Origin of the sequence: Sphingobacterium spiritivorum, from assembly GCF_016724845.1 — a bacterium.
Lineage (GTDB): Bacteria > Bacteroidota > Bacteroidia > Sphingobacteriales > Sphingobacteriaceae > Sphingobacterium > Sphingobacterium spiritivorum_A.
In genome coordinates this window covers 3827614-3852786 of sequence record NZ_CP068082.1, presented here as the reverse complement: position 1 = coordinate 3852786, position 25173 = coordinate 3827614, and the positions used below count along the sequence as shown (strand labels likewise).

Below are 25173 nucleotides of genomic sequence, written 5' to 3'. Positions count from 1 at the left end.
TTTAACCCATAGGGGTAAAATTATGCGGTATTGTCAGAGCCGGAATACTTTTAAATATTTGCAAAAACAATTACGTACAATATGAGTAATCTGACCGAACAAACAGCTGCGCTCCGCGCGCAAATAAATACTCAACTCCCGGCTTCCACAGTGCAGGCCTTTGAAGCATCCGTACAGGATCTGAAACAGCGGAATATCGAAGCCGGAGTAATCCGTACCGGTGAAAAATTACCGGATTTTGAATTACCAAATGTAGCCAATAATATCATAAGTTCTAAACAGCTCCTTTCGCAGGGCAAATTAATTATAGCCTTTTTCAGAGGTATATGGTGTCCATACTGCAATCTGCAGATCAGGGCACTGAATAATCAGCTCAATCAGGTATCGGATAAAAAGGCCACTTTGGTAGCTATTTCTCCGCAATCTTTATCCTGCAACAGCAATATGGCTACACAACATAAGCTTGATTTTGATGTACTGACAGATAAGGATAATAACTATGCCCGCAAGCTGGGGATTACCTTCGAATTACAGGATTTTGTAAAACCTTATTACAAGGAGCTGGGAATTGATTTGGCAGCGTTTAATGCAAACGATACCTACGAACTTCCTATTCCTGCAGTATTTGTTGTGGACACTGATCACACGGTTCTATATACATTTGCAGATACAGACTACACCAACAGGATAGATCCGGATTTGCTGATAGCACAATTATGAAAGACGAAAAAAGAAAAGGAACCAGATCTGCAAAAGATATTCCTGCAGAGGTATTGGAACAACTCAACAGCGGATTGATCGAATCTGCTAATCTGACGGAATGGCTCGCCATTGATCAGAACATATTATTGAAGCACGTATTATCTCAAATGGGCAGGGAACATTATATAGCACCTGTATCCGCAGCAATAGATAAGCTCCCCAAAAAAACAGTGAATACTGTTAATGAAGCCATCGGAAATACAATACTTACTTTATCAATCTCTTATACGGATCAGCACATAAGGCAAGCTTTAAAAACTCATCCCTCAGATATGGTTAGGTGCTGGGCCACATATCTGACGGGAAATAATGAGAACTTGTCCATTACAGAAAAACTGGATCAGATTCAGTTTTTTGCAGCAGACAGTCACTTCGGAGTACGGGAAATCGCCTGGATGGCTGTTCGAAACAGTATTGTACGGCATCTGGAAGAGAGTATACGGGTGCTGACCGTCTGGGCAGCTCATGAGAATGAAAACATAAGAAGATTTGCATCTGAATCTATACGACCGAGAGGTGTATGGTGTGCACATATCGAGATACTGAAAAAACAACCTGAATTGGCATTGCCTGTACTCGAACAATTAAAATCTGATTCTTCCAAATATGTGAGAGACAGTGTTGGCAATTGGTTAAATGATGCAAGTAAAACTAATCCTGCATTTGTACTGGATATTTGTTCCCGATGGAAGATGGAGAGTCCGACTAAAGAAACGCTTTATATCTTAAAAAAAGCCGTGCGAACATTAGATAAACAAGCCTGATGTATTACTGTTTTTGTGTATATTGAATATCTCAAACATCTGATTTCTTATTGAAAAGCAAAATGGCTATTCCAACTAATAAAGCGCAATTGTTGCACGGAATTACGGACAATTACGACAAGCTACAGAAAGAGTTAGCGGACATTACTTTAGCTGACACTGCTATTCCCGAACTGGAAGGGCATGCTAAAGATACCTGTATGAGTGTGCACAATCTTGTCTCCTACCTTATCGGATGGGGGGAGCTGGTTCTTAAATGGAATAGAAAAAAAGATATGCAGGAGACAGTAGATTTTCCGGAATCCGGCTATAAATGGAATCAGCTGGGTATACTTGCACAAAAATTTTACAGGGATTACGAGACTATTCCTTATCCTGAATTATTAAAACGTCTGGATACTACTGTAGGAGATATTTTACAACTCATCGAGCGTAAAACAAATCGTGAATTGTATGAAGAGTCCTGGTATGAAAAGTGGACACTGGGGCGTATGATCCAATTCAATACAGCCTCCCCATATATCAATGCAAGAGCCAGAATACGAAAATGGAAAAAATTTAAAGGGGCAGCAGCGGAATAAGATACGCTGCTGTCCATTCAAAATAAAGATTATTCCGGAATCTGGTATTGCATACTTACAGCTATACGGTTCCATCCGTTGATCGTCACGATGACCATCAGTACCTGTGCAACATACTGCTCACCTAATAATTCTACTGCTTTGAGATAAGTGGCTTCAGAAAGTCCATGCTCATGTATCAGGGTCACTTCCTCTGTCATACTTAGGATGACACGCTCTTCCTCGGTAAACAAAGTGGTTTCTTTCCAGGCATTCAGCAAAAATATGCGTTGGTTTGTTTCTCCCTTTTTTAAGGCATCTTTCGTATGCATATCGAGACAAAATGCACATCCGTTGATCTGTGAAGCTCTGATTTTGATCAGTTCCAGATGTGTTTTTGATACATCCGAAGCCTGAATATATTGTTCGAGACCGGACATTGCTTTATATCCCTGAGGCTCTGACTTTGCTATATTAATTCTCTCACTCATAATATATTAATTAAATAATGATATGTTTTTCAATGATTATAAGACAAAGTTAAGCGTTAGATCACACAAAAAACTTAAACCAGTTTAAGTTCGTTTTTTGCGCCTGATCTCACTTAGGTATTCAGGTGTAAAGCCAAGATAAGATGCTATAAGGTATTGCGGAATACGCTGTACAAACTGAGGATTGACCAGCTGAAAATGATTATAAAGTTCCTCCCGGGAAAAATCGTATATATATTTTATGCGACGCTGGGATGCGGCATAAGCTCTCTGATATATATACCGGAAATAACGCTCCATCTCTGGATAACGGGACAGTAATTTTTCCTGAGATTCGGCATGTATGATCAAAAGACGGGTATCTTCTATTGCCTGAATATAAAATTCGGTCTGCAACTGATGTTCATATGCCATATTATCAGTAATCCACCAGTTCTCAATAGCAAACTGAGTCGTATGTTCAACACCCTTTTCATTGATAAAGAACATTCTCATGCAACCGCTCAACACAAAATAGTTGAACCTACAGACCTGGCCTTCCACAAGTATATTTTCTTTTTTCTTTACTGTTTTCTGTTCAAAAAAAGAAAGCACATCGTTGAATTTTTCTTCGTCAATTGCAATGAATTTCTGCAGATGTTTTTTAAATAATTCTGACATATAGATTCTGTTGAGCGTACATAACAGGCACGCTGCATTATCAAATATAGTCATCTCCGGCTATCCGCCTCTCCTGTTATCTGAAAAAAATAAATAAGATTTTACTGTGCAAGCCTTCTTGCAATCAGTACATAACCTGTTTTGCGTTTGGATTCCTCACCAATTTTATGAGCCGTCACAGTGTAAAAATAAGTCTGATCTAAACAACCGTCAGCATTCCAATCGTTTTTATAATTATCATTCTCATATACAATCTTGCCATACCGGTTGTATATCTGAACTTCTATACGATCATAATATCCCGTTCCAATAACTTCAAATTCATCATTTTTACCGTCTCCGTTTGGCGTAAAGACATTCGGCACAAAGAATCCATAGGTTATGATATCTACTGAGGCTATATTTGTCCAATTGCCATTAGCATCCAATACCTGATAACCGAACTGATCTTTTCCTGTAAAATTCAATTGCGGAGTATAGGACACTTTTCCGTTATTCACGACTACTTTACCATATTGCGGCAATGAAACAATCTGTATAGTCATAGGATCCAATGGAGCATACTCCTCCGGTTTATCATTCTTAAGTAAAGGAATGACCATAGTCGTATTGTAGCGCACATTGACGGTATCAGGTATGGCGAGCGGAACTGTTTTTGCAACTTCAATATTTACTTTTGTGGGATAAGACTCTAATTTGTTTCCATCACTAAAAACATAATAAAACTCATCGGGACCAAAATAATTATGCTGTGGAATATAACTTATGGCACCATCTTTTTCGATGCTGAGCGTACCATATTCAGGAATTTTAGTAATACGGACTGAACTGACATTGATAACTGTACGTTCGGTAATATCATTTTTCAGAACTTCCATTTGTAATTTCCGGTTCTGCTTTACTGTGTAGGAATCTGCGACTGCCACAGGTCTTTTCGCTATAGTAATTTCTGTAGCAGTGTCATTATCATATTGCGTACCTGAGATATCTTTTACGGTACGCCCCTTCTTACTTTCTTTTGCAATCAACAGCGCTGAGTTACTCACTTTTCCTTTGTCAAAATCTGTATCAAGCAACTGATACCGCACAACGTACTGCACGGAATCGTTTGCAGCCAGAGCACCTGAGGAAATAGAAGTTGCTGTTGTAAACAACATCGGATCTTCCAGATGCAGATCATAGATCGCGAATCCGCTTTTATTCCACACTGTAAACGTATACTCCAGCTGATCTCCCTCAATAAATAATCCTCCGGCTCCTGACCCGCGGTTAGTGATTCGTTTACGTAGATACACTTCCGGAATACGATCTATGAGTGTCACTGTCGGTTCATCATTATCAACAGCTGAACCTGATATATCCTTTACATCAAATCCTCTTGGATTTTTCCCTGTAACATTGGCCGAATTGGTAATCAATCCTTTATCAAAATCTTGTTGTGTGATCGTGTATGAAAGTGTAACACTACTCTTCCCTTGTGCTGCCAGTACAGCCGGTGTCATCATAATCTGAGCAGATCTGATAAGCGGATCCTGCACTTTAATATCTTTGACAGGTACATAGCCTACATTCTCCACTTGAAGCGTGTATTGTATCGTTTCACCAACCTGCATGTAGGAATCTTTATTTTCATCCGTGAAAACTGCTGTTTTCAGCAGCGCCAGTTTTCCCCTTTCGTTTAGCGGCTCTAATAAAAATACCTGACTGTTGATCTTTATATTATTACAGGTTCCACCCTTTCCGTTATTGACACACTCTTCTTCTGCAGTGTTCGGAAGGAGCTTTAAAATATCTGTTGAAGTCGCATCAGGATCTGTCATATCCGGTTTACGCATAATGGTAGCTTTAGCCGGAACATATCCATAGGTCGCATCCGGAACAACATCTGCCCGTACGGTAAACGAAAGAACGACTTCTTCCTGATCTGCTAAGGTGAGATAGGCTGCATAGCGGTTATTATTAGTCAGTGCTCCGGATATAATGCCCGACCCGGAAACCGGATTTACCTGCTGTATGATCACTCCCTCCGGTAAAGTAAAATGAAACGGAGCTTTATCAACTGCAGAAGGACCATTATTTCTCACTGTGACTATATACGTAAAATTCTCTCCCAATTCTACCTGATTGCTGCCTGTTTCTAAAGATACAACTTCCAGATCGGCTACTTTCACGGTTATATCCTGAGTTTTGATTTCAGCAATATTCAGTGCATAAGCCCAGGTATCCATAGCTTTCTCATTTCCAAAGCTGTAATTACCATAATTCTGATTATTATTCCTGCTAACTGTTGCATTCGAATATGTCCCCCAGCGATGCCCGTTGATACGGCTGCTAATGCCTTCCAGATTTACTCTCGGATCACTGTTTTCCGAAGGCAGCCCTTCACTGACATTACTGTCATCCCAATACACAATATCAGATTCAACCATCTGGAGATCCTCAGAAAGCAATTCGAGAATAATTCCCTGAGGATTGATTTCCATATCGATATAAGGAAAATGTACTTCTCCCCCCAGCAATTCGACTTTGATTTTTACCGGATATTTATCTCCGGCAGGAACCAGATTCCCACTCAGATCACGTCCGTTCCAATAGGCATTATTTACCCCTTCCTTTGCCAGATATATAAATTGTGCATCCGGAAAAGAATGTCTGTTGTCAAGACTTGAAATTGTAATTTTATAATTGCCGGCCAGATTTGTCTTGAATTGCACCCAGGCACCTTTGCTGCTGACATGATCTGCATTTCCTTCGACTCCCGTCACATTTATATCACTTACCTGAGCTGTTATACGATGACGGATCAGCCATGTTTTTTTACCCGGAACAGCTCCTACTGCTTCTGCTGGCATACTCATATCCGGTAATGTATACATCATCTTATGCGTGATATTGCCATTGGCATCTGCAGCCCGGGGATCGATTACACCGGAAGAACCGGCAGCCGGTACATAGTTAAGACTCTTATAAACAGACTGTCCGTTTGCGCCTGAAAATCCCTTATTATTGACAAATGAGGTAAAGGCTATCCCATTACTACCATTTCCATCTACCCTGTACACGTATCCATCATTAGTCATGACATAATTTTTGCCGTAGAATGCACCATCCGCATTTGAAAGTCTTCCACTATTAATATACAGATTGAGGACATTGGTATATACTCTTCCCGGCAGCCAGGCCGTATTTGCGGCATTTCTTACGGATACATCCCAGGCTGCTATGTACATTCCAATTGGTTGTTCCCAATCCGCACCGGCAGCAACGTCCGGTAGCAGGCCGCCATTGTCTATATCATTATATTCTCCTAAAGGTGAAATAAATTCGACTTTCCACACGCCTTCTTCATCTGCAGCCACTTTATAGGGTGTATAGCCAACATCAGGACCGTCGAGTTCGGCTCTGCGGGTTCCCTGCCCCTTATCCATAATTTTACCTGTATTATCTGCTGCCGACAGATAGGTTTTGCCGGATGGACTGGTTACACGGATTCGTCCCTCATATATATTTTGAGCACTTGAAGCTGCCGCAATAGTCTCTCCCATACGGACATAAACAAAGTGTGTACCCGGCGTCGGAAACGGAAAGCTTGTAGTGGGTTGACCATTTTCTCCTTTGGACATCATAAAAGCCCGGTTACCCTGTACCCCGGCAGGATACAGATCTTTAGAACCATCAGCGAAAGAAGAGGCTGCAAAACTCAGAAATACCAATAGAAAGCAAGCCCTCCACCTTACTCTATTCATGTTTACTTTAGGTTAACGAAGTATATGATAATCAAATGTTAAAGTAAATATACCAGTTATTTTAAATTGTGCAACTGTAATCAAAAAAAACAACCTGAGATACAATATATAATACATTATAATTCCAAAACTTTGTTAACTATATATATTAAGTTATACACATAAGCAATGATTATAAAAAAGTTCCGGAGATCATCCGGAACTTTTTTTATTATTTATAGACTACAGGATTATTGGACATCTTTGGATTTAATGACTCTGACTTTAGTTCCAGACGCATCTCCTTCCATCAGATACCAGGTATTCGTATACGGATTGAACATAATACCCAATACACCGTTAAAACTAGCTGAGGCTGCAGGTCCGTTAACACGTCCTGAAACAGTTCCTGCAATTTCTTTTAATACGGCTGTTCCTACCGGTTGATTGACATCTGTTTTATAAAGCCTGAATGTACTCGGACTGTAAATAAACAGATCACCATTTGGAGCAATGTCCATTCCCCGGGAGCGGTATCCGCTGCCTACAGCATTAGTGGTATAAAATTTATAGCTTTTTGTTGGAATATCGATTACTCCAAACCGACTTGAATTGCCGGATACAAATAGTTTCTTACCATCAGGTGACAGTTCAAGTGCATTTCCTAATTGATTGAATCTGGCAACACTACCTATACCTTCCACATCTCCACTTTGTGCTGTTGCACTTCCGGCAAGTAATTCTACACGATTAGTAGACAGATCGATTCTTCGTATTCTGTTGCCTATCCACTCCGAGACATACAATATATTATTATTCTTATCGATTGCAAGCCCTGAAGGTCTGTTAAACGAAGCTGCAGCACCTATTCCATCGGCATTACCGGTACTGGCCTGCCCCGCAATAGTACTTACGGTTCCGTTACCAGAAGCATCGAATGTTATTTTACGGATCCGGTTTCCTCCTGTCGCATTGTTATCGGTAAAATACAAATCTCCTTTGTTGTCCACTACCACACCCCATGCTCCGTTTGTCTTCGCATCAGCCAGACTGCCGTCAACATAGCCGGCTCCACCTGAACCGATCAACACAGAGGCTGTACCAAACCTGTCAATTTTAACAATCTTATTTCCACTGGTCACCGCACCATCAGTGATATATGTATTTCCACTGACAGGATCAAAAACGGCATCCTGCGGAAATCCAAAAGTTACAGACCCGGTATTGAGCTCAGAAACTTCCAGGTTGGTATAGACAGGTGTTGCATATTTTGGAGTTGCATTTTTAAACTCTAACTCCGTATGATTGTTAATGGTGTTTTCTGTAATAGGAAATATCTTTTCCCCGAATAGCGGGTATTCAGAAGGATTTACAGCAACTACACGCGCTGCTCCACCCAGATATTCAGCATTAAACTGGATGACAACGGTACCTTCACTATCGAAAGAATAATCCTTAGCATCTTCATAATTTCCATTTGCTTTTTTCAGTTGTATACGGATCCTGGCATCCTGATCTGCTTTTAAAGAATAGAAATTCTTACTGTTGAAATAGTAATTAAGAGCTCTCTTGGCATTAGCCAGATTTAGATTCAACGGATCTTTTGTAACTATTCTTCCTTCCAGAGAATCCAGTGTATAAAGATTTTCATTAGCTACAGATTTGACTTTGTAATAAACCGGAAATGCTATATCCTTAAATTGTACGCGGCCATTGATATCCGTTACCAATGTATCTGCTGCTGAGTATGACTCGGTAGCACTTTCTTTAACAAAAAGAACAACCTTATAATTTGCATAAGGTGCTTTTGTATCTTTATCTGTGAGCGTAGTCGTTATAGCAGACAATCCGAACCGTGGATGACTTTTAAGACCGATGGTATAATCCTTCTTCTCTTCCAGGACAACCTGTACTGTATCGGCGGCATATCTTCCTGTATCGCGGATCACTACCTGTACTTTATTCGGATACGTTATCTCATATGAAAATCTACCTTCACTGTCTGTACTGACCGTATCAATAAATGTTTGGGTGCCATTTGCTCTGGTCTGACGCTGAAACAAGACTTTTACACCCTTCAACGGATTATTATCCTCCGTATTGATCAGTTGACCCACGATCCTTCCACGATCTACTTCAGCAGACTGATTCCATAAATCATTCTTTTTACAGGCAACGAGACTCACGCCTGTAAAAAGTATCATCCATATATATATTCTTCTCTTCATATTAGGTTAATAATAGTGTCGTTATATTATAAACTAGACCAATCCCCGGATTAATTACTTGATAAATTCTGTTTCATACTTTTGCAACCATGGTGTTCCTTCCAGATTCCAGGAAGCCACGATTGGTATTTTCAGCCAGTACAGGATATTACTCATCAGATCTTTATCATAAGTAAGGTATATATTCGGGTTTTCTTCTGTACTGCAAGACCAGGATTGTGCAAGGTTCCATGCGAAAGGTGACCCCGGAAACAAGAAGTCAGTTTTCCCGGAATCGTCTTTTCTGTTTTTAAGTACACTTCCGGATCCTTCACCCATCGGCCAGTATCCAAGCAATTGATTCCAATACGTGTCTGTAGCATCCAGCTCCTGCTTACATGCAAAATCCTTGATATACTGATCCGGAAGATTCACATTATAATATGCAAGATTATTTACAAGGTTGCTGGAGGCACCATATGCCACTCCACTTTTACCTGGCCCGACGAAAAAGTCACCTGTACCGGTAATGTTTTTACCTGTCACATCTACAGCCGCTCCCGGTTCACCATCCTGATACACCCGACCATATCTTTTACCATTTTCAGTATACACTTTAATGGCTATGGTATGCCACTGTCCGATTACAAATGTTTTCGGAGAATAGACAAAATATAAGGTACCGTCTCCCAGTATGGCTCTGAATTTATTCTCTGAGGAAGCAATCATCAGATGCCAGCCTCTGGTCGCACTGTAAGCATGTGTGGTTTTACCCACAATAACCGAATTGGTTCCGGATTTTGTAATTACTTTAACCTTACACATGATGGTATAATCACCTGTACTCCCTACATTGAACTGACCTGCATTTGCATTAAGGATTGTCGGGTTGAAGGCATTAATAGCATTTACGGTTAATGAGTTTTTAAGATCCGGTATTTCGAATTCTTTCCCCACAATATTTGGAGAATAATAGATAACAGGCACTTTACGTTCTTCCAGAGATGCACCACCATAGGTATTACCGCTACCTCCATGATTAGAGGTGATAATCACCAGCCAGTCTTCCTTTGCATAATCTTTACGCTTTTTTAGACCTGTCAGGATCTCACCAATGTATCCGTCAGCTACAGTTACCGCATCTTTATACATAGCACTTGACATTGAAAAGGAACTCTTTACACCCGCTTCATTTACACCTCTGAAGTTGACAACTGCCACACCCAGATCCGTCTCGTTACGGCCAAGTTTGGAAAGAATGCTGTCCTTTGCTGCTGCATCCGAACTGACCAATACATTCCCATCAGCTAATCCAAAGAGATTCTTTGAAATTAAAGCATTGGGAGTTACAGCATAAGATTTCATTGTTTTGCCGGATTCCAGTATACGCTGAAAAAACGTAACGAAACCTGTTCCGCTCTGCGGGTTGTTCGTACCATGCGGATCATCTTCATCAAATTCCTCATCAAAATCATCCCCTTCGATACCATGCTTATTATGCCCTACTCCACTCACGATAGTCGTCCAGGTAGAAGCATCACCGGTATTGGCATCCGCCAGTGCATTGAAGGAATATTTACTATTGGGTAATAAAGCCTTGATGTTGGTCGGAACGTCTTTTTTCAGTTCAATACCAGACAATCCGTCAACAACGATCATCAAGACTTTTCTTTCTTTCACGAACGGTGTGACGACTTCCTTCTCAAATACCAAAGGAGGATCAAAATACTTCTTACAAGATGTCAGACCTGCTACCAAAAGCATCAACATCAACAGGAATTTTGTTATTCTATTACTTTTCATAATTATCCCCTTTCTTATCTATTGTTGTAAAATCCTAACTCAGCTATCACCGGAAAGTCTGTGGTCACATACAAGTCAGACTTATTGACTGTAAGTCTTGCATACTTGAATGTTTCAGCGGTCTGACCATTATTGAAATACACATATTGCGTTGGAAGATCACGTGTAACGGTGATGGTTCCCAATGAACGCCATGATACATTATCATCACTCACTTCCAGTTTGAAATTTTTGACATGATTCGTGGAATTTGCAACCTGACGCTGCGTAAAACTAATACCACTTGCACTGATTGCATTAGCTCCTGTCTGTAGATTAATCACCCAAGGACCATTCGCAACAAAACTGTTTGCTGGCGTACAGGTGGTATTCCAACACGAATTCCAAAAGGTCGTCAGATTGCCATCTATCATATTTTTAGGCTCATACGACGGATTATAATTTGAAGCAGTCGCTGTCCATCCGGTTTTTGCAACTTCAATAACATCATAATAAGGATCTTCGCCCCCGCTTCTTGTTACTGGATTAAAAAGCCAGAATTTCTTGTTCAGTAACGGAAGCCCCAATTGAAACTTAACGTAATTACGGGAAACATCACTTACTTTTATGCCCCACCCTATCCATAAGAAAGGTTCCATATCCACTTTTGTATATTCACACAATGCTTCGTAGAAGAAGTCAATCTTGGATTGATCATTGGCCGATTCAAATCTGGCATTACGTGCACGGGTATAGAGATAAGTCATAAACCCGTATCCGTATTTTTCGAAGATCTGTGCATACATGATCAGTTTGGCATCATTATGATTTTTTGATAAAGTCGGCATATTAGCCCAAATCTTACGATTAGCATCTGCAGCATCTTTAGGCACATAATTAATCCATTCCAGTCCTGTAGGCCATACTTCCGCTATCTTCGTATGTTGACGGCCGTTTATCATGGCTACTTTAAAGCTGAATAAGTTGTTTGTCACCTCTCCGTTTCCGTCAAAGCTCCATACTCTACCCTGTTGCATATTGTGTCCAAGCTCATGATACGTTCCCCAGTTTTGCGTACGAACCGAATTTATAGTCACGGCCTGGCCAAAATACTGATCATTGGCTCCTGCACGTACCGGATATCCGGATACTTGTGCTACTCCCGGCTCAAACAGCACATCATGTACAATACGCCACTTATTGAATGGTGCACGATGCTTCACATCAGGATTTCCCTCAGTCATACCTGTCCAGTCCCAATAGGCTTCTTTGATCATTTTATCCCAAAGTTCCATCAACTCTGTAGGACTGTTGATCGGAAATCTTTTGAGACGCTCTGTCTGCAGTGTAAATACAATCCGGTTACCTTCCAGTTCAAACCATGGAACTGAAGATTTATTAACAAGGTCTTTCCATTGCTGATCGGTCATTTTGCCTAATTTGAAACTTGGCGCAAGTGTTGTCCCGGAGAAAAGAAGATCTACAACTCTGCCCAAAGGACGCTCAGGAATAATATATACAAGTCCACCGTATAGATTACGGATATAGTTTTTGCCCGGGAAAAGATCCTTGCTCACTACAATTTTTTCATCTCTGCGCGGAAACTCGATTTTCGTACTTCCTGTATACACATGGGGACCGACCTGCGCTTTAAGACCGTATACACCCTGGGGTACATCGATCACAATCAGTTCGCCCGCAGGAGCAAACATACTTGTACTCTGCCATGCTCCGGGAGCTACACTGATCCGCAGATCGGAAGGAGATACTTCTACATAATTCAGATCGATACTGACCTTATAGTTTTCTAATCTCGGTTCTGTGGTTGCGACCACACCTGGAAACAGTCGGGCTTGTGTTATTTTAGAATAATCGATCTTAAACCGATTGGTGTCTATATTCACATTTACTGTATCTTCATATTCACCGGAAGAATATCCGTTTTCAAAATTATACCCGTAGTCTTTAGAGCATGAAGCTAAAGAAGCCAGTATATATAAGAATGAAAAACCGTAAAACAATTGCTTTTTCATCGTTCAATAATTATTTGTTTGAAAATATTGGAGACCAACTCTGTGCATCCAGATCGAACTGAGATACTTCTAATATCCCTAACCAACTATACATCATCAGGGGTGCATCTACTGTACGGATAACATATCTTTCCAGATTATCCGGAACGGTAGGACATAAATTGCCGGCACGTTCTGAAAAACTGTTCCACACAAAAGATCCGTTGAGTACAAAATTTCTCTTGTATGGGCTTAGGTCTTTAATCTGTGTACCTTCGTCATTGGCTGGCCAATATCCGATCAGATTAGCATAATAGCTATCTTTTTGAGGCGTAGAAAGTGTAGTACATGCATTTGCAGCAATATAATTATCCGGTAATGCCGCATTGTAAATCCGGACATCTGCTATAGAATGAACAAATCCTGAATTGTCGCCATAAGACCCTTTTTGATATCCTAACTGTAATGGGATATCCGGAGAAGAAAGGTTACGGGCAGCAAAATTGGTAAGTGTCTGCTTCAATACGCCGTCTCTGAATAACTTGACGACACGATTGGTACCGTCTTTATAGATCTTGGCTGTCAGCGTGTACCATGTATCCAATTCAAATGGAGCACTATCAAATGCATAATTGGAAGATGAACTGCTGTTCGATATAAATCGCCATCCGTTACCTCCGTTATAGGTAATACTCCAACCCACCGGAAAATTCTGAGCGCTGTTCATCTTTCCTACGATAACACCATTTAGTGCACTTCCGGTCTTCCCCCCTTTGCCATTCATCTCATGTACTTTTAGTTTTATCTGTATGGTATAATTACCAGCATCTGCTCCTGTACCCAGATCATAAAGTTTAGCATCGGACGGAGCTATGGCTGCAAAACCCGAATTACCTGTGTAGCGAACCGCAGAAGAGCTCCAGGCCGGATCTGTTGTTTCAATACGCTCCACCAGTTTGTAAGCAAACTGATTATTATACATCAGGACAAAATTATTGCGATCTGTTTTTGAAAAGACACTTCCGTCATCCAGCCCCGGTTTCAGGGTATAAGATCCGCCGTTGTTCGATGCGACGATGACTAACCATTTTTCATCTTTGTAATTCGGTCTTGACTTAATCGTTTTCATCAGCTCGCCTAATCGCTGATCAAACTGATGCAATGCCTGTAGATAACGCTCCGAATCAGGACCGTATCCATAAGCATCTCCGGCAGCTTTTACATCTTTAAACGTAGCCACCACCAGACCTGCATCTGCATGATTCAGTTCGGTCTGCGCTCCTGTCAGTACTTCTGTATCCGTATTGACTTTTACATTCTGATCAATATCTGCAGGATTCACAATCCCTTCTACCGTATTATTACTGGTTACAAGAGCTGTACGCAACTTGGTATATTGCTTGATCCGCGTAAAAAGACTTGGATATTTTGCCAGATTATTACCGGAAAGATTGGTACTGGTTATTTTATGTTTATCTTTTTCGACACCAGTCAACAGATCGGCATATGTTGTGCCATCGTTTGGAGAGGCCGCACTTACCGAGTTCCAGCTAAACATGGCATTAAAAGTCATCTCAGACAAATTGGGCATCACCCCATAGTCCGTAGCCTGATTACCGACCACTGAACCTACCGCTCCTTCTACAATAATATAAGCCATCCGAAACTGAGATCCCTTTATATTAAGGTTAGGCTCATCATCGCCAAATTGAATTTTATTTTCAAAATCCTTATTACAGGATAGCAGCCCCCATACAGCTGTAGTCAACAGCAGCAGTTGACGGCTATATTTCCTGATCGAAATTGTATTGCTATTTTTCATTTCTAAATCTCTTTAATACACCTGTTAATCAACAATCGTCATACGTACAATATTTCCGACATTAAGCTGTCCGTTGAAGGAACTGATACTTCCCACTAGCGTGATCGTTCGCTGCCCCAGAGAATTGGTTCCTTCCAGAGAATCATAGATACTACCAACAAGCTTGCCTGTGTTATTATAATCAGCAGCAAGCGTACCGTCAGGATTAAGGATCAGCAGACCTTCCCGGATCACATCATTGTATTTTGTAAATGTTCCCGAGACAAGGATAAGTCCATTCGAAAGTTGCGTGACATAGTTTGGTTTACCACCTGCAAAGCCATAGCTTTTGAAAGAAGGATCAACACTTCCGTCAACATTCAACACTGCAATACCATTTGACGGTACACCATTGAACGTATTGAAGCTGCCTACCACGATATATTTATTAGTAGTAGCTGAATAGAATATCTTCATAATCCTGTCATCCGCACCTGAACCGGCAGAAAAACTCGGATCATAATTACCATTGACATCCAGCCTGACAATCCTGCCTGCACTTTGAGTTGCATTGAAATTGGTAAAAGATCCTACCAATACCAGCTTGCCGTCTTTCTGCAGATAACCATCATTAATATTACCATTAACCCCCGCCAGTCCCTTAATCGGAAGCGTAGTTTTATTCATGTAATAATTAGAGTCCAGCACACCATTCATATCCATACGCACAACTTGCTTTGTAGAGAAATAATCTGTCAGAATATTATCAAATGTGGAACGTGTATAATAATTGTTGGCATAAGACTGGAAATTGCCGATAGCCGTTACTTTATTATTCTGAACAAAAGTCTTCACAACAGAAAGGTCTGTTCCGCCATTAAATGTCGGTGCGATAAGATTGCTCTTTTTCGGATCAGATGTCAGATTCAGAATAGGCACACTTGCAACATCTAATGCTCCGGTATTTGTGATACGTGTAATATTTCTCACCAGATTGATGGTATCAAAATTGGTGAATGCACCCGAGATCAACAGGGAGCCGTTAGCCAGTTCATTGATTGACAATATGGATCCCTTTACCCCTTCACCGAATTTCATGCCTTTTACAAAATCGCCTGAATTCGACAAACGTGCTATACCCCCAATTTTGGTAGAAGAAGAAAAACCGTTGTAATCGGTAAAATTACCTCCTATATAAATCTGTCCGTTGCTGAGTTGCTTGATCGAAAAAACAGGTCCAAGCGTACCTGTTCCGGATCTGAATGTCAGGTCAATACCTGCTTTACCAATAATTGGTAATAATGGTCCGGCAAAAATCTGTCCGTTTACGACTACGCGTACACCACCTGTACTGGCATTGACCGGAACGGTAGAAGTCACGGAAGTATCTGTAATATTGACAATACGAGCCGGAATATTATTCATAAATAACTGAATATCTTCAGGTTTATATTTCAGCAAACCATCTATTTTAAAGGTAACATCTGTACCGGGTCTGGCTTGTGAAGGTGAGGGCAATGCCTCTCTGAATCCGATACCCAAAGGTTCTGCCCCACCGGCATAAGGATCTGGTCCATATGTTATTTTGTCCGTACAGGAGGCTAGCAGCGCTAACGCGAACAAGATAATAAAGGAGTAAACTGTATAATTCTTTTTCATATCAGATCTTATTTATAATCAATACCATATTCGATTGCCAGATTGGCAAACCGGTTATATAAAAACCCAAATACATGTCTGTTGTAATTCAATACATGAACTCTTCCGTTAGTCGGCTGGATATTAGAAGAAGCCACAAAAGTATTGACCCAGGAAGATGTCGGTCTGGAATAATCCGGCACATACGAAAGTAAAATTTGTCTAGGTCCGGCATATTTGATCACAACTCCATTATTATTGAGATCATGATAGACCGCACCCACATTGATCGGCTGAGTTTCATTATATGTTTCGAAGATCTGCCCGCTGAAAGCATACAATGCAGTAGTATCTACCTGACGAAAATCATTCAATCCAAAATCCCCTTTAATCATATATTCAGATAAGATAGATTTCCAGACCGCCGGTTTCACTTCCTGATAGCTCTTGATCGTATCCTGTCCGCCTAAATAAAGAACCACATTCAGGTAGTTCAGTGCCTTGCGGATCGTTGGATCGGGAGGAGCGAAAAAGGTCAGCCTGTCATTTTTAAAATTATCTTCCATTCCGGCATAGCGGATGATTTGGGTCAGCGTATCAAAAGGATCCTGTGGTTTTTGACCTTTTGAATCCAGATATTGCATCATATTTCCATTGAACTTAGGATCATGTACCCCCGAATCCGAAAAATAATCGTCTTTATTACAAGATGCTAATACAAGCAGTGCGGTTAGTATGTATAGTAAATTTTTCATATCTCTTTCTCTTATTTCCAGTATTCATTTAGTGTCATAAAAGGATTGTTTTCCAATGCTTTAGGATCGATAGGCCAGGTCCAGGCTTCCTGCAGATATGCCGAGTAAGCCATCGGATGCCACGAATAAGCAGCGTCATACAGTTTGCCTGTGCGTACCAGATCATAATAGTAATGTCCCTCTCCCATTAATTCCTTACATCTCTCCCAATAAATAGCATCCTGCAGTTTGTTGTCATAGTTATTGGCTTCCGGATAAAGACCTGCTTTAGCACGGGAACGAATCAGATTGAGCAGCATAGTGGCCTTATCATCATTTCCGCCCATGGCAGCCAGCGCCTCAGCCTGTAACAGGATAGCGTCTGCATAGCGAAACATCACCTGATAGTTACCAATAGACTGTGCGGTATTACCTGATCCGAGGGCTAAATTGAAGAATTTGAAAAAGGTAAAATTACCATTGCCGGAAAACATAAAATTATTACCCTGTTTATCTGTAAACCAACTCTGTATCCTTCCGTCTGATTCTCCTTCAGGATATAAAGTCTTCATATATGAAGATTCGTATGCCAGTTCACTCTTGTCAGTAGTCGTTGCATTCAGAATGAAATAAGGAGCATGAAGTACATGTGCGAAATAGGTCTTACGAAGGCTACCATACGATTCACCATAGTTTACGTTATTCGGAATTTCAAATAACCCTTCTTTGGAGCGACCATTGAAAATCTCAGCCACCCGTTCGATTGGAAGCAATTCATATGCACCATTATTCTCCAGTCTCAATTCATCGCCTAAACGGTCTACCTGAGCATAATATTGATTCGCATTAGGTTTATCGAACCAGGCTAACCACATATTCAGGTGCATCATCAACGTCAATGCGGATCCTTTCATAGCTCTTACCCCGCGATTGGCCGGATCGTCGTATGTCCATGGAAGATCGTCTTTTACTTTTTCCAGATCCTCAATACATTTTCTGGCTACTTCTCTGTGATCCATACGTGGCAGGGGATCTTGATTGTATGCATCCGTATAGTAAGGTACATTTCCGAACAATCTCAGCAAAACGAAGTATGACATACTGCGCATAAAAACAGCTTCAGCCTGATATTTACGGACTTGTGCAGGCGTGAAAGAAGGATCATTCTCCGCTACTTTGGGCACTAAAGTGTACAGGATATTGGCTGATTGTATTACTTTATAAACCGGTTTCCAGTCTGCGATCTTATCCCACTCTACATTATAAGTCCAGAAACGCTCGGCGTCGGTACCCGGTGTAGGGCGGATTGTACTCACCAATTCTTTAATACTTCCTCTGGAAATGATACGGATATCATTTCTGTTTGGAAATGTTTCTGTCTTCAGTACGGGAGCATTACGCAGATCGCCCATCAGTACCAAAGGACGGTCTATCCCTACCCCTACACGGAACAGACGGTATACCTCTCTCGTAAACGTCTCCGCATCATTCTGATCTTTCCAGAAATTATTTCCGGAAAGACTGTCGATCGGTTCGACGTTGAGGAATTTTTTACATCCCAAAAAGCTTATTGTTACCGCTACGATAACCATATATTTAGCAATTCTTTTCCCTTTCATCTTTGACAAATTTTTCATCTTAAAACTGTACATTTAATCCCAGCGTATATGTTCTTTTATTCGGGTACCCATCTGTTCTGTCATAGCCCATATCCGTCACGTTCTCCGGATTGGGACCTGAATAATTACTAAAAGTGTATACGTTATTTGCTGTTCCGTACACCCGCAGAGAGGATATCTTATAACGTTGTGTTTTTTCTCTCGGGAACGTATAGGAAAGTGTCACACTGTTGATCTTCCAGTAAGATCCGTCCTCCATAAACAAGGTCTGATTGGCACGAAACGGAGTGATAATGCCCTGACGGGTAAATCCATAAGGATTCGGATAAGCACTTATATCGCCGTTATTAAGCCAGAAATTATATTTTTCAAGAGGCAGTAAAGTTGATTTTTCAATACCATTTGTACCTCCCATCAATGGGTTACCATAAGAGTTCATCTGATTAGCCAGAGCTTCATTTATGATATCACGCTTTAATGTAAAAGAGGTATTGATAGACAAGCTGATTCCTTTATACTGTGCAAATGTGGACAAACCTCCGATGACCTTTGGTTGTGAATTTCCTACCGTCACCAGATCATTCTCATCCAGAATATAATCACCGTTAAGATCCGTCCAGTACGGATCTCCGGCCTGGAAATAATAAACAGCTCCGTCTTTGATCATTTTGTAAGGTTCACCCGTAGCCGGATTGACCGGTACAGCGGCATCTGTAGCAAATGTTCCACGGTAATCAAACAATACATGCGACATCGTATTGCGACCAAGACGGTAAAGCGTATGAAGTTTATTATTCGCATCATATTTCAGATACTCACGGCTGTTATCAGGCAGACGCGTCAATATTTCATTATTGATCGCTCCATTCAGACTGATACTCCAGTTCACTTTACTTTGATTTGACAAAGGTCTGAACATAAATGTGAACTCATATCCATAGTTTACAAAGCTGACTTCATTCGATTGCAAAGATGTAAAACCATTATGATCGGCCAGATTCCTGGACCATAACTGATCGTCTACCTGTTTGTAGTAAAACTCCTGGATTGTCGTGATTCTGTTTTTCAGAAAACCCGCTTCTATCGCCAAACTTGAAGATGTAGTTGTCGAAGGAACTAATTTACTATTAGGCATCTGATTCCAGTTGAAACCGATAGTAGGATTATTATTGAAAGCTCCTGTGAAAATATACCTTCCGTTTGCATCAAATACAGTTCCTGTAGGTGTAATATTCTTACCCCATCCTCCTCTGAATGAAAGGTAATCTAACCACTTATCTGTAAAAACATCCATGAAAGATTCCTTCGCCATATTCCAGCGTGCAGAGATCGATGGATTTTTGACCCATGGCACATCCGGACCTACAGAAGAAGATTTATCCAGACGGTAGGTAAAGTCAATAATATATTTGGAATCATACTGATAACTGAATGCACCTGCAAAACCCGCCGAGCGAACATCTGCAAGATTATTCAGTACGCCACCCACAGCGCTGCCGGCATCAAATCCAAAAGGTCCTTCCAGCTGATCGTTAGGATACCCGGATTTCCGCTGCGCCTTAGCTTTGAAGCTGTTAAGATTCAACTCATTAAAGACATAGGTATTGATCAGGTGTTTCTCTTCTGCACCGAAAGCCTTCAGGTAAGACAACTGAAAGAGATTATACATCGAGTTGCGCTGCGCATCGTAGTTATAATTCTGAGAGATATTATTATTAGCAATGGCAGGCGTAAAATTATCCGTACGATACGTGATATAGTTATAACTGAAAGAGTTCTTAGCTCTCATGCCTTTGAAAACTTCATATTCCAGATCCACATTGGCTTTGACATCTGTAGTCCTGTTATCATTTCGTCCTTCCAGTGCAGATACCAACCCTCCTCCTACAATAGAAGAACTAGGCGCAGGCAGCAATGAAGAAGCCGAAGAAGCCTTCGCCACACCACCTTGTGTCACAGAGTTTCCACTTCCGGTCTGTTGTTCTCCGATATTACCGGACATATTTACAAAGAGTCTGAAACGATCAGATTGTCTGTACTCGGAGTTCATACTTAAAGTATAGCGACTGAATCCTGTATTCTGAATAATACCCTTTTCATTGTAATACTGACCGTTGATCTTGTAGTTGAAGTTTTCATCACCTCCCGAAGCATTCACATTATGCGTCTGGTTATAAGTAGGCTTGTAAAACACTTTCTGCCAGTTAGTCGAGTTATTGAAATACGGGTTCAAACTATCCGAAAGAATCTGATTATCGTAGATTTTATCCCTTCCGGTATAATAATCCACGTCATTTTCCAAAACCTGATTGATACGGATCAGTCGTTCATCCTTACCTCCTAATACAGATCTTAACTGCGGAGGAACACTGAAAAACTGGTTTGTTGTATATTGAATAATCGGAATCTTCGAGCGTCCTCTTTTGGTTGTAATACGGATAACACCATATGCACCTCTGGAACCGTACAGCGCTGTAGCTGCAGCATCTTTCAAAATATCCATCGATTCGATATCTTCAGGCGGAATCAACGAAATCGGACTGATACCAGTACCTCCGCTGTTGAATCCATACTGAAAATCAGTGTTATCATCTACAGGCACACCATCCACGATATAAAGCGGAGAAGTAGGTGTAAGAAACGCATCCGAACCTGTTCCTGTAGATGAAATGCTATTCAGACCACGTATCAGTACAGAAGCTCTGACTCCCGGCTGTCCGGTCGTCATCTGTACGTTCATACCCGCGACCTTACCCTGAAGTAGTTCTGTTACGTTGGAAACAGGATTATCCTGCAGATCTTTTCCGGATATAGTCACCGATGCACCTGTAAGTGTTTCACGCTTACGCTGCTGATAACCCTGAACCACTACTTCATCCAATTCATTCTCTTGCTTTTCCATATAAATAGTAAAGACAAAAGCCTTCTTTCCGGCAAGATTTTCAGTGACAGTTTTGAAACCTGTACTGGTAAAAATCAAAATATCATCTACAGGCGCCTGAATTTTAAAAAGTCCCTTTCTATCCGTAGATCCCAGCGCACGCTTCAATTTGGTAGAACGTATAGTCACATCTCCCATCCCGATACGTGAACTCTGATCCTGGACAAATCCCGAAACTGATATTGTCTGTTGTCCATACACCAGCCCGGATAACATTAAAATCAAACTTAATAGTATAAATCTTTTCATAATTATATGCATGGCTGTTAATCGTTATCAAATAATGGAGCCTCATTGGAGAAATAATAAATCATTTCCCAATCTCCTTTTTCCAGTATAGTATAGTTCATCCCGATAATTGATATTTCACGCATTCCGCCAAAGGCTGTTCTGTTATAACTGAACATACATTGTGCAAGGGCACCGTTGTTATACTTAGTCTTGATCGTCGGAACCAGAGGAATCGGGTAGGCAACATCATAGCGCACAGAAGATGAATCTGATGCAAATGTCATATTGAAACCATGTACCAAATCCTCCCACTTCGTTGTATTAAATTTGGAAAGCTTAATTGGTTTAAGATCCGGATCGAGAAATTTAAAGGTCAGTGAATTTCCTTCGCCTACTTTGTTAAACCAGACTTTGATATCCGAACCTGCCATCAATGTACGGGTAGAGTCACCTCTCACACCGATCATAAACATAGGAGATACAGATCCGTTATCACTATAAGGCTCATAAGAACGTTCCTTTTCAGGCATTAATTTCATATCTCTGAAAAACCGCTTTCCACCGTTGCTGCTTACCTCTACATCAAACAGGTAACCTGAGTCCGGAAATGTTTTCAGGATATTCGAATTAGCGTAAGAATGCATAATAAAATTACCGGAGTGTTCTCCGATTTCCCATAGCGGACGCATTACCGTTTCACGTTTAGCATTGATTTGCTCCAGAGATGTTTCCTCCCCTGTATAGCGATCTTTCCATACAGAGACCGGAAATAACTTTTGTAATTCCGGAGCAGCTTTACCTTCATGTGTACGTACAGCAGAAATCCGGAATGTAAGGGGCAGTGTAGTCTGTCCAGGATTAAAATTGCCCGAAAAATAAGTTGTTCTGCCCAATACTGGTTTATATTCGGAACTCGTAAAATTCATGTCCAGACTGAAAGCATCCAGATCTTCAGGAAAATTTTTCTTACATCCAATACATACAATAGCAGATAAAATGACTATTGCAATGGAATTGATATATATTCTCTTCATAATTTGATTACTTATTAAAGCGTGTCAGGAATTCACCAAAACCAAACTCATGTCCGTTATTCAGGATATGTACCACTCCGTTTGAAGTCTTGATATTTACAGCTTGTGTTGTTGTGCGTGTCCACTGGCTCTGAAAATTTGAACCTTTGGTATCGCTGTAATACACAGTCACCAATCCACCTCCTACAAATCCTGAAGACTCTTGTTTGAGCCTCTGGGCATGCATATCCTGATTATACCGGGCATTGATAAAAAGTCCGTCTACAAAAAGCATAGAATCTGTAGTTACCAGATCTTTGGAGATGTACTTGCTGATCAGAGTATCTAACTGTACAGGATCCAGATCGCGGATATACAACAAAGGTTTATTTTGTGTTTTCCGAACCAAATTAAGATTGGTGATAGCAGAATGAAAAGAAGAATTGGTTGGCGCAAAAATGGTTGTTGCCGTCGTTGCAATGGAATCTCTTAATGCCGGAAATTTATTCAGCACAGTCAATAAGGAATCATATACCTGAGGTTTAGACTGAAAATATTCAATCGTATTTCCTGTGAAGATATTCTCCTTATTTTCATAGTCATAATAACCATCAGTCTTGGCACAACTCAATAAGGAGGCAGTGACAAGTAGCATAATGACGAATAGTATAGATTGTTGTTTCATAATTCAGGAGGTTATTTCCAATAAGGATTTTGTACTAATTCAGAATTATTTGATAATACTTCAGATGCAACCGGCCAGAAAATTCCTTTTTGATCGATAAGGATATTGAAGGCTGCATCATTTCTTTTGATCTTTTTGTAGCGAACCAGATCGTACCATCTCCATCCCTCGCCCAATAGTTCACGACGACGTTCAGCAAAGATTTCATCTATGAGATCCGTAGCAGAAGAAGACTCCGAAAGACCACGGCTTTTTCTTATCTGATCCAATATGTTTTTAGCCAGTTCACGTTGCCCCAATACAGCTAAAGCTTCAGCACGCAGCAAGGCAATCTCTTCCATACGTGTAAATACGATAGCCGAACTGAATAAAGGCAGCGAACCGTCTGTTCCGGAAACTCCTTCACGGATCACTTTGATTTTACTGAATATAGGTCTGACTCCACCAAAATCAGTAAAGTAAGTGGTCTGTACAGCACCAGCACTATTGATACTGAAACGTACATCTCCTGCTTCATGGAAAATCTGAATGATCTGGTCTGCAGGTATATAAATATCAGCTACAGGTTTAGATACTAATGGAGCCGCCAGTGTAAGCTGTTCCAGATGACCTTCAAATGAAGCCTCGCTTGCCGTCCATGAAAAAGGAAGAGCGACCAATTGAGAAGAATTAGAGTTGCTGAAAAATCCTTTTTCTGAACTCAAAAAAGAAGATTCTACATAAGCTGCGCCAGCCTTATTTGCATTTTTCAACACATAATCTGCATATACCGAAGCTTCCAGATAATTGCCACTCCAGGCAGCCACGTGTGCCAGAATAGCATTAGCAGAAATCCTGTTAAATAATACCCCATTCCATTTTGTCTGATCGAATCCCATGTACTTTTCGGTAGGATAGATTTCATCGAATCGCGAACCATATTGAAATGGAAGAATTTCTGCAGCAGCTTTCAACTCTTTCTCTGCATACGCTAATACTTCTTTCTCTGTGGATTGTTTCACCTTTGGAAAACTGCCTTCATAAGATTTGTCCCAGATCGGCACATCACCCCAGGTACGTGCCAGCAGGTAATAACAGAATCCTTTGATAACACGCATCTGTGCAACATCTATTCTATTATTCAAGGCTGTATACTGCTTATCGTTGTTAACGATCTCAGGAGATTTTTCTATAAACAGATTGGCAGCGTTGATGACGGCATAAAATTTACGCCAGTTACTCAGTTTCTGAACTAAAGCATAAGATGAGTTCAGCTCACCGTTAATGATCACCTGCAGATCGCGTTTGCCTAATGAGGTAAAATCTCCATTTCTCAGCTCACCATACATCCACTGTGAATTGTTCTCCGCCAAAGCACTACGCAGCAAACCATACACACCCAGCATCGAACCGCGTGCATCGTTAATATCTTTCCACTTATTCTCTTCATCAACAATATGTTGAGACTCGATATCCAGCATTTTATTACAGCTGACACTTACAATGGTCATCACTGCTCCCATCATTATTGTGGTCAGAAAACGCTTGTTAGAATATTTAATTTTCATT

The 25173-nt window shown here is 40.7% G+C and carries 17 protein-coding genes; 3 read left to right on the top strand and 14 right to left on the bottom strand.

What is annotated here, in order from left to right:
• Positions 1 to 81: 81 nt before the first annotated feature.
• From I6J03_RS16410 to I6J03_RS16400, 3 genes are all read left to right on the top strand, one after another.
• A complete protein-coding gene (locus I6J03_RS16410; protein WP_003004092.1) occupies positions 82 to 720 on the top strand; it encodes a peroxiredoxin-like family protein in 639 nt (212 codons plus the stop codon).
• A complete protein-coding gene (locus tag I6J03_RS16405; protein ID WP_003004095.1) occupies positions 717 to 1526 on the top strand; it encodes a DNA alkylation repair protein in 810 nt (269 codons plus the stop codon). The genes I6J03_RS16410 and I6J03_RS16405 overlap by 4 nt, the downstream gene beginning before the upstream one ends.
• A 62-nt stretch (positions 1527 to 1588) precedes the next feature.
• Positions 1589 to 2107, top strand: coding sequence for a ClbS/DfsB family four-helix bundle protein (locus I6J03_RS16400; RefSeq protein ID WP_003004097.1), 519 nt, complete (start codon positions 1589 to 1591; stop codon positions 2105 to 2107).
• Positions 2108 to 2136: 29 nt separating this feature from the next.
• On the opposite strand, the gene I6J03_RS16395 is transcribed toward I6J03_RS16400, so the two are convergent.
• The 14 genes from I6J03_RS16395 to I6J03_RS16330 all read right to left on the bottom strand — a co-directional run bounded on the left by I6J03_RS16395 (position 2137) and on the right by I6J03_RS16330 (position 25172).
• The gene (locus I6J03_RS16395; RefSeq protein WP_003004101.1) at positions 2137 to 2577 is read right to left on the bottom strand and encodes a carboxymuconolactone decarboxylase family protein; all 441 of its coding nucleotides are present in this window, start codon (positions 2575 to 2577) and stop codon (positions 2137 to 2139) included.
• An 84-nt stretch (positions 2578 to 2661) separates the two neighbouring features.
• Positions 2662 to 3237, bottom strand: a complete 576-nt coding sequence (locus tag I6J03_RS16390) for a Crp/Fnr family transcriptional regulator (RefSeq protein WP_003004104.1) — start codon at positions 3235 to 3237, stop codon at positions 2662 to 2664.
• A gap of 101 nt (positions 3238 to 3338) precedes the next feature.
• Entirely contained in the window at positions 3339 to 6983 is a 3645-nt protein-coding gene (locus tag I6J03_RS16385; RefSeq protein ID WP_003004106.1) for a T9SS C-terminal target domain-containing protein, read from the bottom strand.
• A gap of 230 nt (positions 6984 to 7213) precedes the next feature.
• The gene (locus I6J03_RS16380; RefSeq protein WP_003004109.1) at positions 7214 to 9190 is read right to left on the bottom strand and encodes an NHL repeat-containing protein; all 1977 of its coding nucleotides are present in this window, start codon (positions 9188 to 9190) and stop codon (positions 7214 to 7216) included.
• Between the two features lie 54 nt (positions 9191 to 9244).
• The gene (locus I6J03_RS16375; protein ID WP_003004112.1) at positions 9245 to 10972 is read right to left on the bottom strand and encodes an alkaline phosphatase family protein; all 1728 of its coding nucleotides are present in this window, start codon (positions 10970 to 10972) and stop codon (positions 9245 to 9247) included.
• A gap of 14 nt (positions 10973 to 10986) precedes the next feature.
• Positions 10987 to 12984, bottom strand: a complete 1998-nt coding sequence (locus I6J03_RS16370; RefSeq protein WP_003004115.1) for a M60 family metallopeptidase — start codon at positions 12982 to 12984, stop codon at positions 10987 to 10989.
• A gap of 10 nt (positions 12985 to 12994) precedes the next feature.
• Positions 12995 to 14785, bottom strand: coding sequence for a LamG-like jellyroll fold domain-containing protein (locus I6J03_RS16365; protein ID WP_003004118.1), 1791 nt, complete (start codon positions 14783 to 14785; stop codon positions 12995 to 12997).
• A 24-nt stretch (positions 14786 to 14809) separates the two neighbouring features.
• Positions 14810 to 16423: a DUF5008 domain-containing protein gene (locus I6J03_RS16360; RefSeq protein WP_003004121.1), complete on the bottom strand. Its 1614-nt coding sequence runs from the start codon at positions 16421 to 16423 to the stop codon at positions 14810 to 14812.
• An 8-nt stretch (positions 16424 to 16431) separates the two neighbouring features.
• Complete coding sequence (locus I6J03_RS16355) at positions 16432 to 17157, bottom strand: fasciclin domain-containing protein (RefSeq protein WP_003001396.1); 726 nt, start codon at positions 17155 to 17157, stop codon at positions 16432 to 16434.
• Between the two features lie 11 nt (positions 17158 to 17168).
• Positions 17169 to 18755 carry a RagB/SusD family nutrient uptake outer membrane protein gene (locus I6J03_RS16350; RefSeq protein ID WP_232279625.1) on the bottom strand — a complete coding sequence of 529 codons (1587 nt, stop codon included), beginning with the start codon at positions 18753 to 18755 and terminating at the stop codon, positions 17169 to 17171.
• A 19-nt stretch (positions 18756 to 18774) separates the two neighbouring features.
• Positions 18775 to 21945, bottom strand: coding sequence for a SusC/RagA family TonB-linked outer membrane protein (locus I6J03_RS16345; RefSeq protein ID WP_232279626.1), 3171 nt, complete (start codon positions 21943 to 21945; stop codon positions 18775 to 18777).
• 17 nt (positions 21946 to 21962) lie between these two features.
• Positions 21963 to 22961, bottom strand: a complete 999-nt coding sequence (locus I6J03_RS16340) for a DUF5007 domain-containing protein (protein ID WP_003004128.1) — start codon at positions 22959 to 22961, stop codon at positions 21963 to 21965.
• A gap of 7 nt (positions 22962 to 22968) precedes the next feature.
• Positions 22969 to 23625, bottom strand: coding sequence for a fasciclin domain-containing protein (locus tag I6J03_RS16335; RefSeq protein ID WP_003004131.1), 657 nt, complete (start codon positions 23623 to 23625; stop codon positions 22969 to 22971).
• An 11-nt stretch (positions 23626 to 23636) separates the two neighbouring features.
• On the bottom strand, positions 23637 to 25172 hold the full coding sequence (locus tag I6J03_RS16330; protein WP_232279627.1) for a RagB/SusD family nutrient uptake outer membrane protein: 1536 nt from the start codon (positions 25170 to 25172) through the stop codon (positions 23637 to 23639).
• Position 25173: the final 1 nt, after the last annotated feature.

Coding starts and splice junctions, on each gene's coding strand:
- I6J03_RS16350 (WP_232279625.1), bottom strand. CDS start 18,755: ATGAAAGGGAAAAGAATTGCTAAATATATGGTTATCGTAGCGGTAACA.
- I6J03_RS16340 (WP_003004128.1), bottom strand. CDS start 22,961: ATGAAGAGAATATATATCAATTCCATTGCAATAGTCATTTTATCTGCT.
- I6J03_RS16410 (WP_003004092.1), top strand. CDS start 82: ATGAGTAATCTGACCGAACAAACAGCTGCGCTCCGCGCGCAAATAAAT.
- I6J03_RS16330 (WP_232279627.1), bottom strand. CDS start 25,172: ATGAAAATTAAATATTCTAACAAGCGTTTTCTGACCACAATAATGATG.
- I6J03_RS16335 (WP_003004131.1), bottom strand. CDS start 23,625: ATGAAACAACAATCTATACTATTCGTCATTATGCTACTTGTCACTGCC.
- I6J03_RS16345 (WP_232279626.1), bottom strand. CDS start 21,945: ATGAAAAGATTTATACTATTAAGTTTGATTTTAATGTTATCCGGGCTG.
- I6J03_RS16400 (WP_003004097.1), top strand. CDS start 1,589: ATGGCTATTCCAACTAATAAAGCGCAATTGTTGCACGGAATTACGGAC.
- I6J03_RS16405 (WP_003004095.1), top strand. CDS start 717: ATGAAAGACGAAAAAAGAAAAGGAACCAGATCTGCAAAAGATATTCCT.
- I6J03_RS16390 (WP_003004104.1), bottom strand. CDS start 3,237: ATGTCAGAATTATTTAAAAAACATCTGCAGAAATTCATTGCAATTGAC.
- I6J03_RS16370 (WP_003004115.1), bottom strand. CDS start 12,984: ATGAAAAAGCAATTGTTTTACGGTTTTTCATTCTTATATATACTGGCT.
- I6J03_RS16355 (WP_003001396.1), bottom strand. CDS start 17,157: ATGAAAAATTTACTATACATACTAACCGCACTGCTTGTATTAGCATCT.
- I6J03_RS16365 (WP_003004118.1), bottom strand. CDS start 14,785: ATGAAAAATAGCAATACAATTTCGATCAGGAAATATAGCCGTCAACTG.
- I6J03_RS16360 (WP_003004121.1), bottom strand. CDS start 16,423: ATGAAAAAGAATTATACAGTTTACTCCTTTATTATCTTGTTCGCGTTA.
- I6J03_RS16395 (WP_003004101.1), bottom strand. CDS start 2,577: ATGAGTGAGAGAATTAATATAGCAAAGTCAGAGCCTCAGGGATATAAA.
- I6J03_RS16380 (WP_003004109.1), bottom strand. CDS start 9,190: ATGAAGAGAAGAATATATATATGGATGATACTTTTTACAGGCGTGAGT.
- I6J03_RS16375 (WP_003004112.1), bottom strand. CDS start 10,972: ATGAAAAGTAATAGAATAACAAAATTCCTGTTGATGTTGATGCTTTTG.
- I6J03_RS16385 (WP_003004106.1), bottom strand. CDS start 6,983: ATGAATAGAGTAAGGTGGAGGGCTTGCTTTCTATTGGTATTTCTGAGT.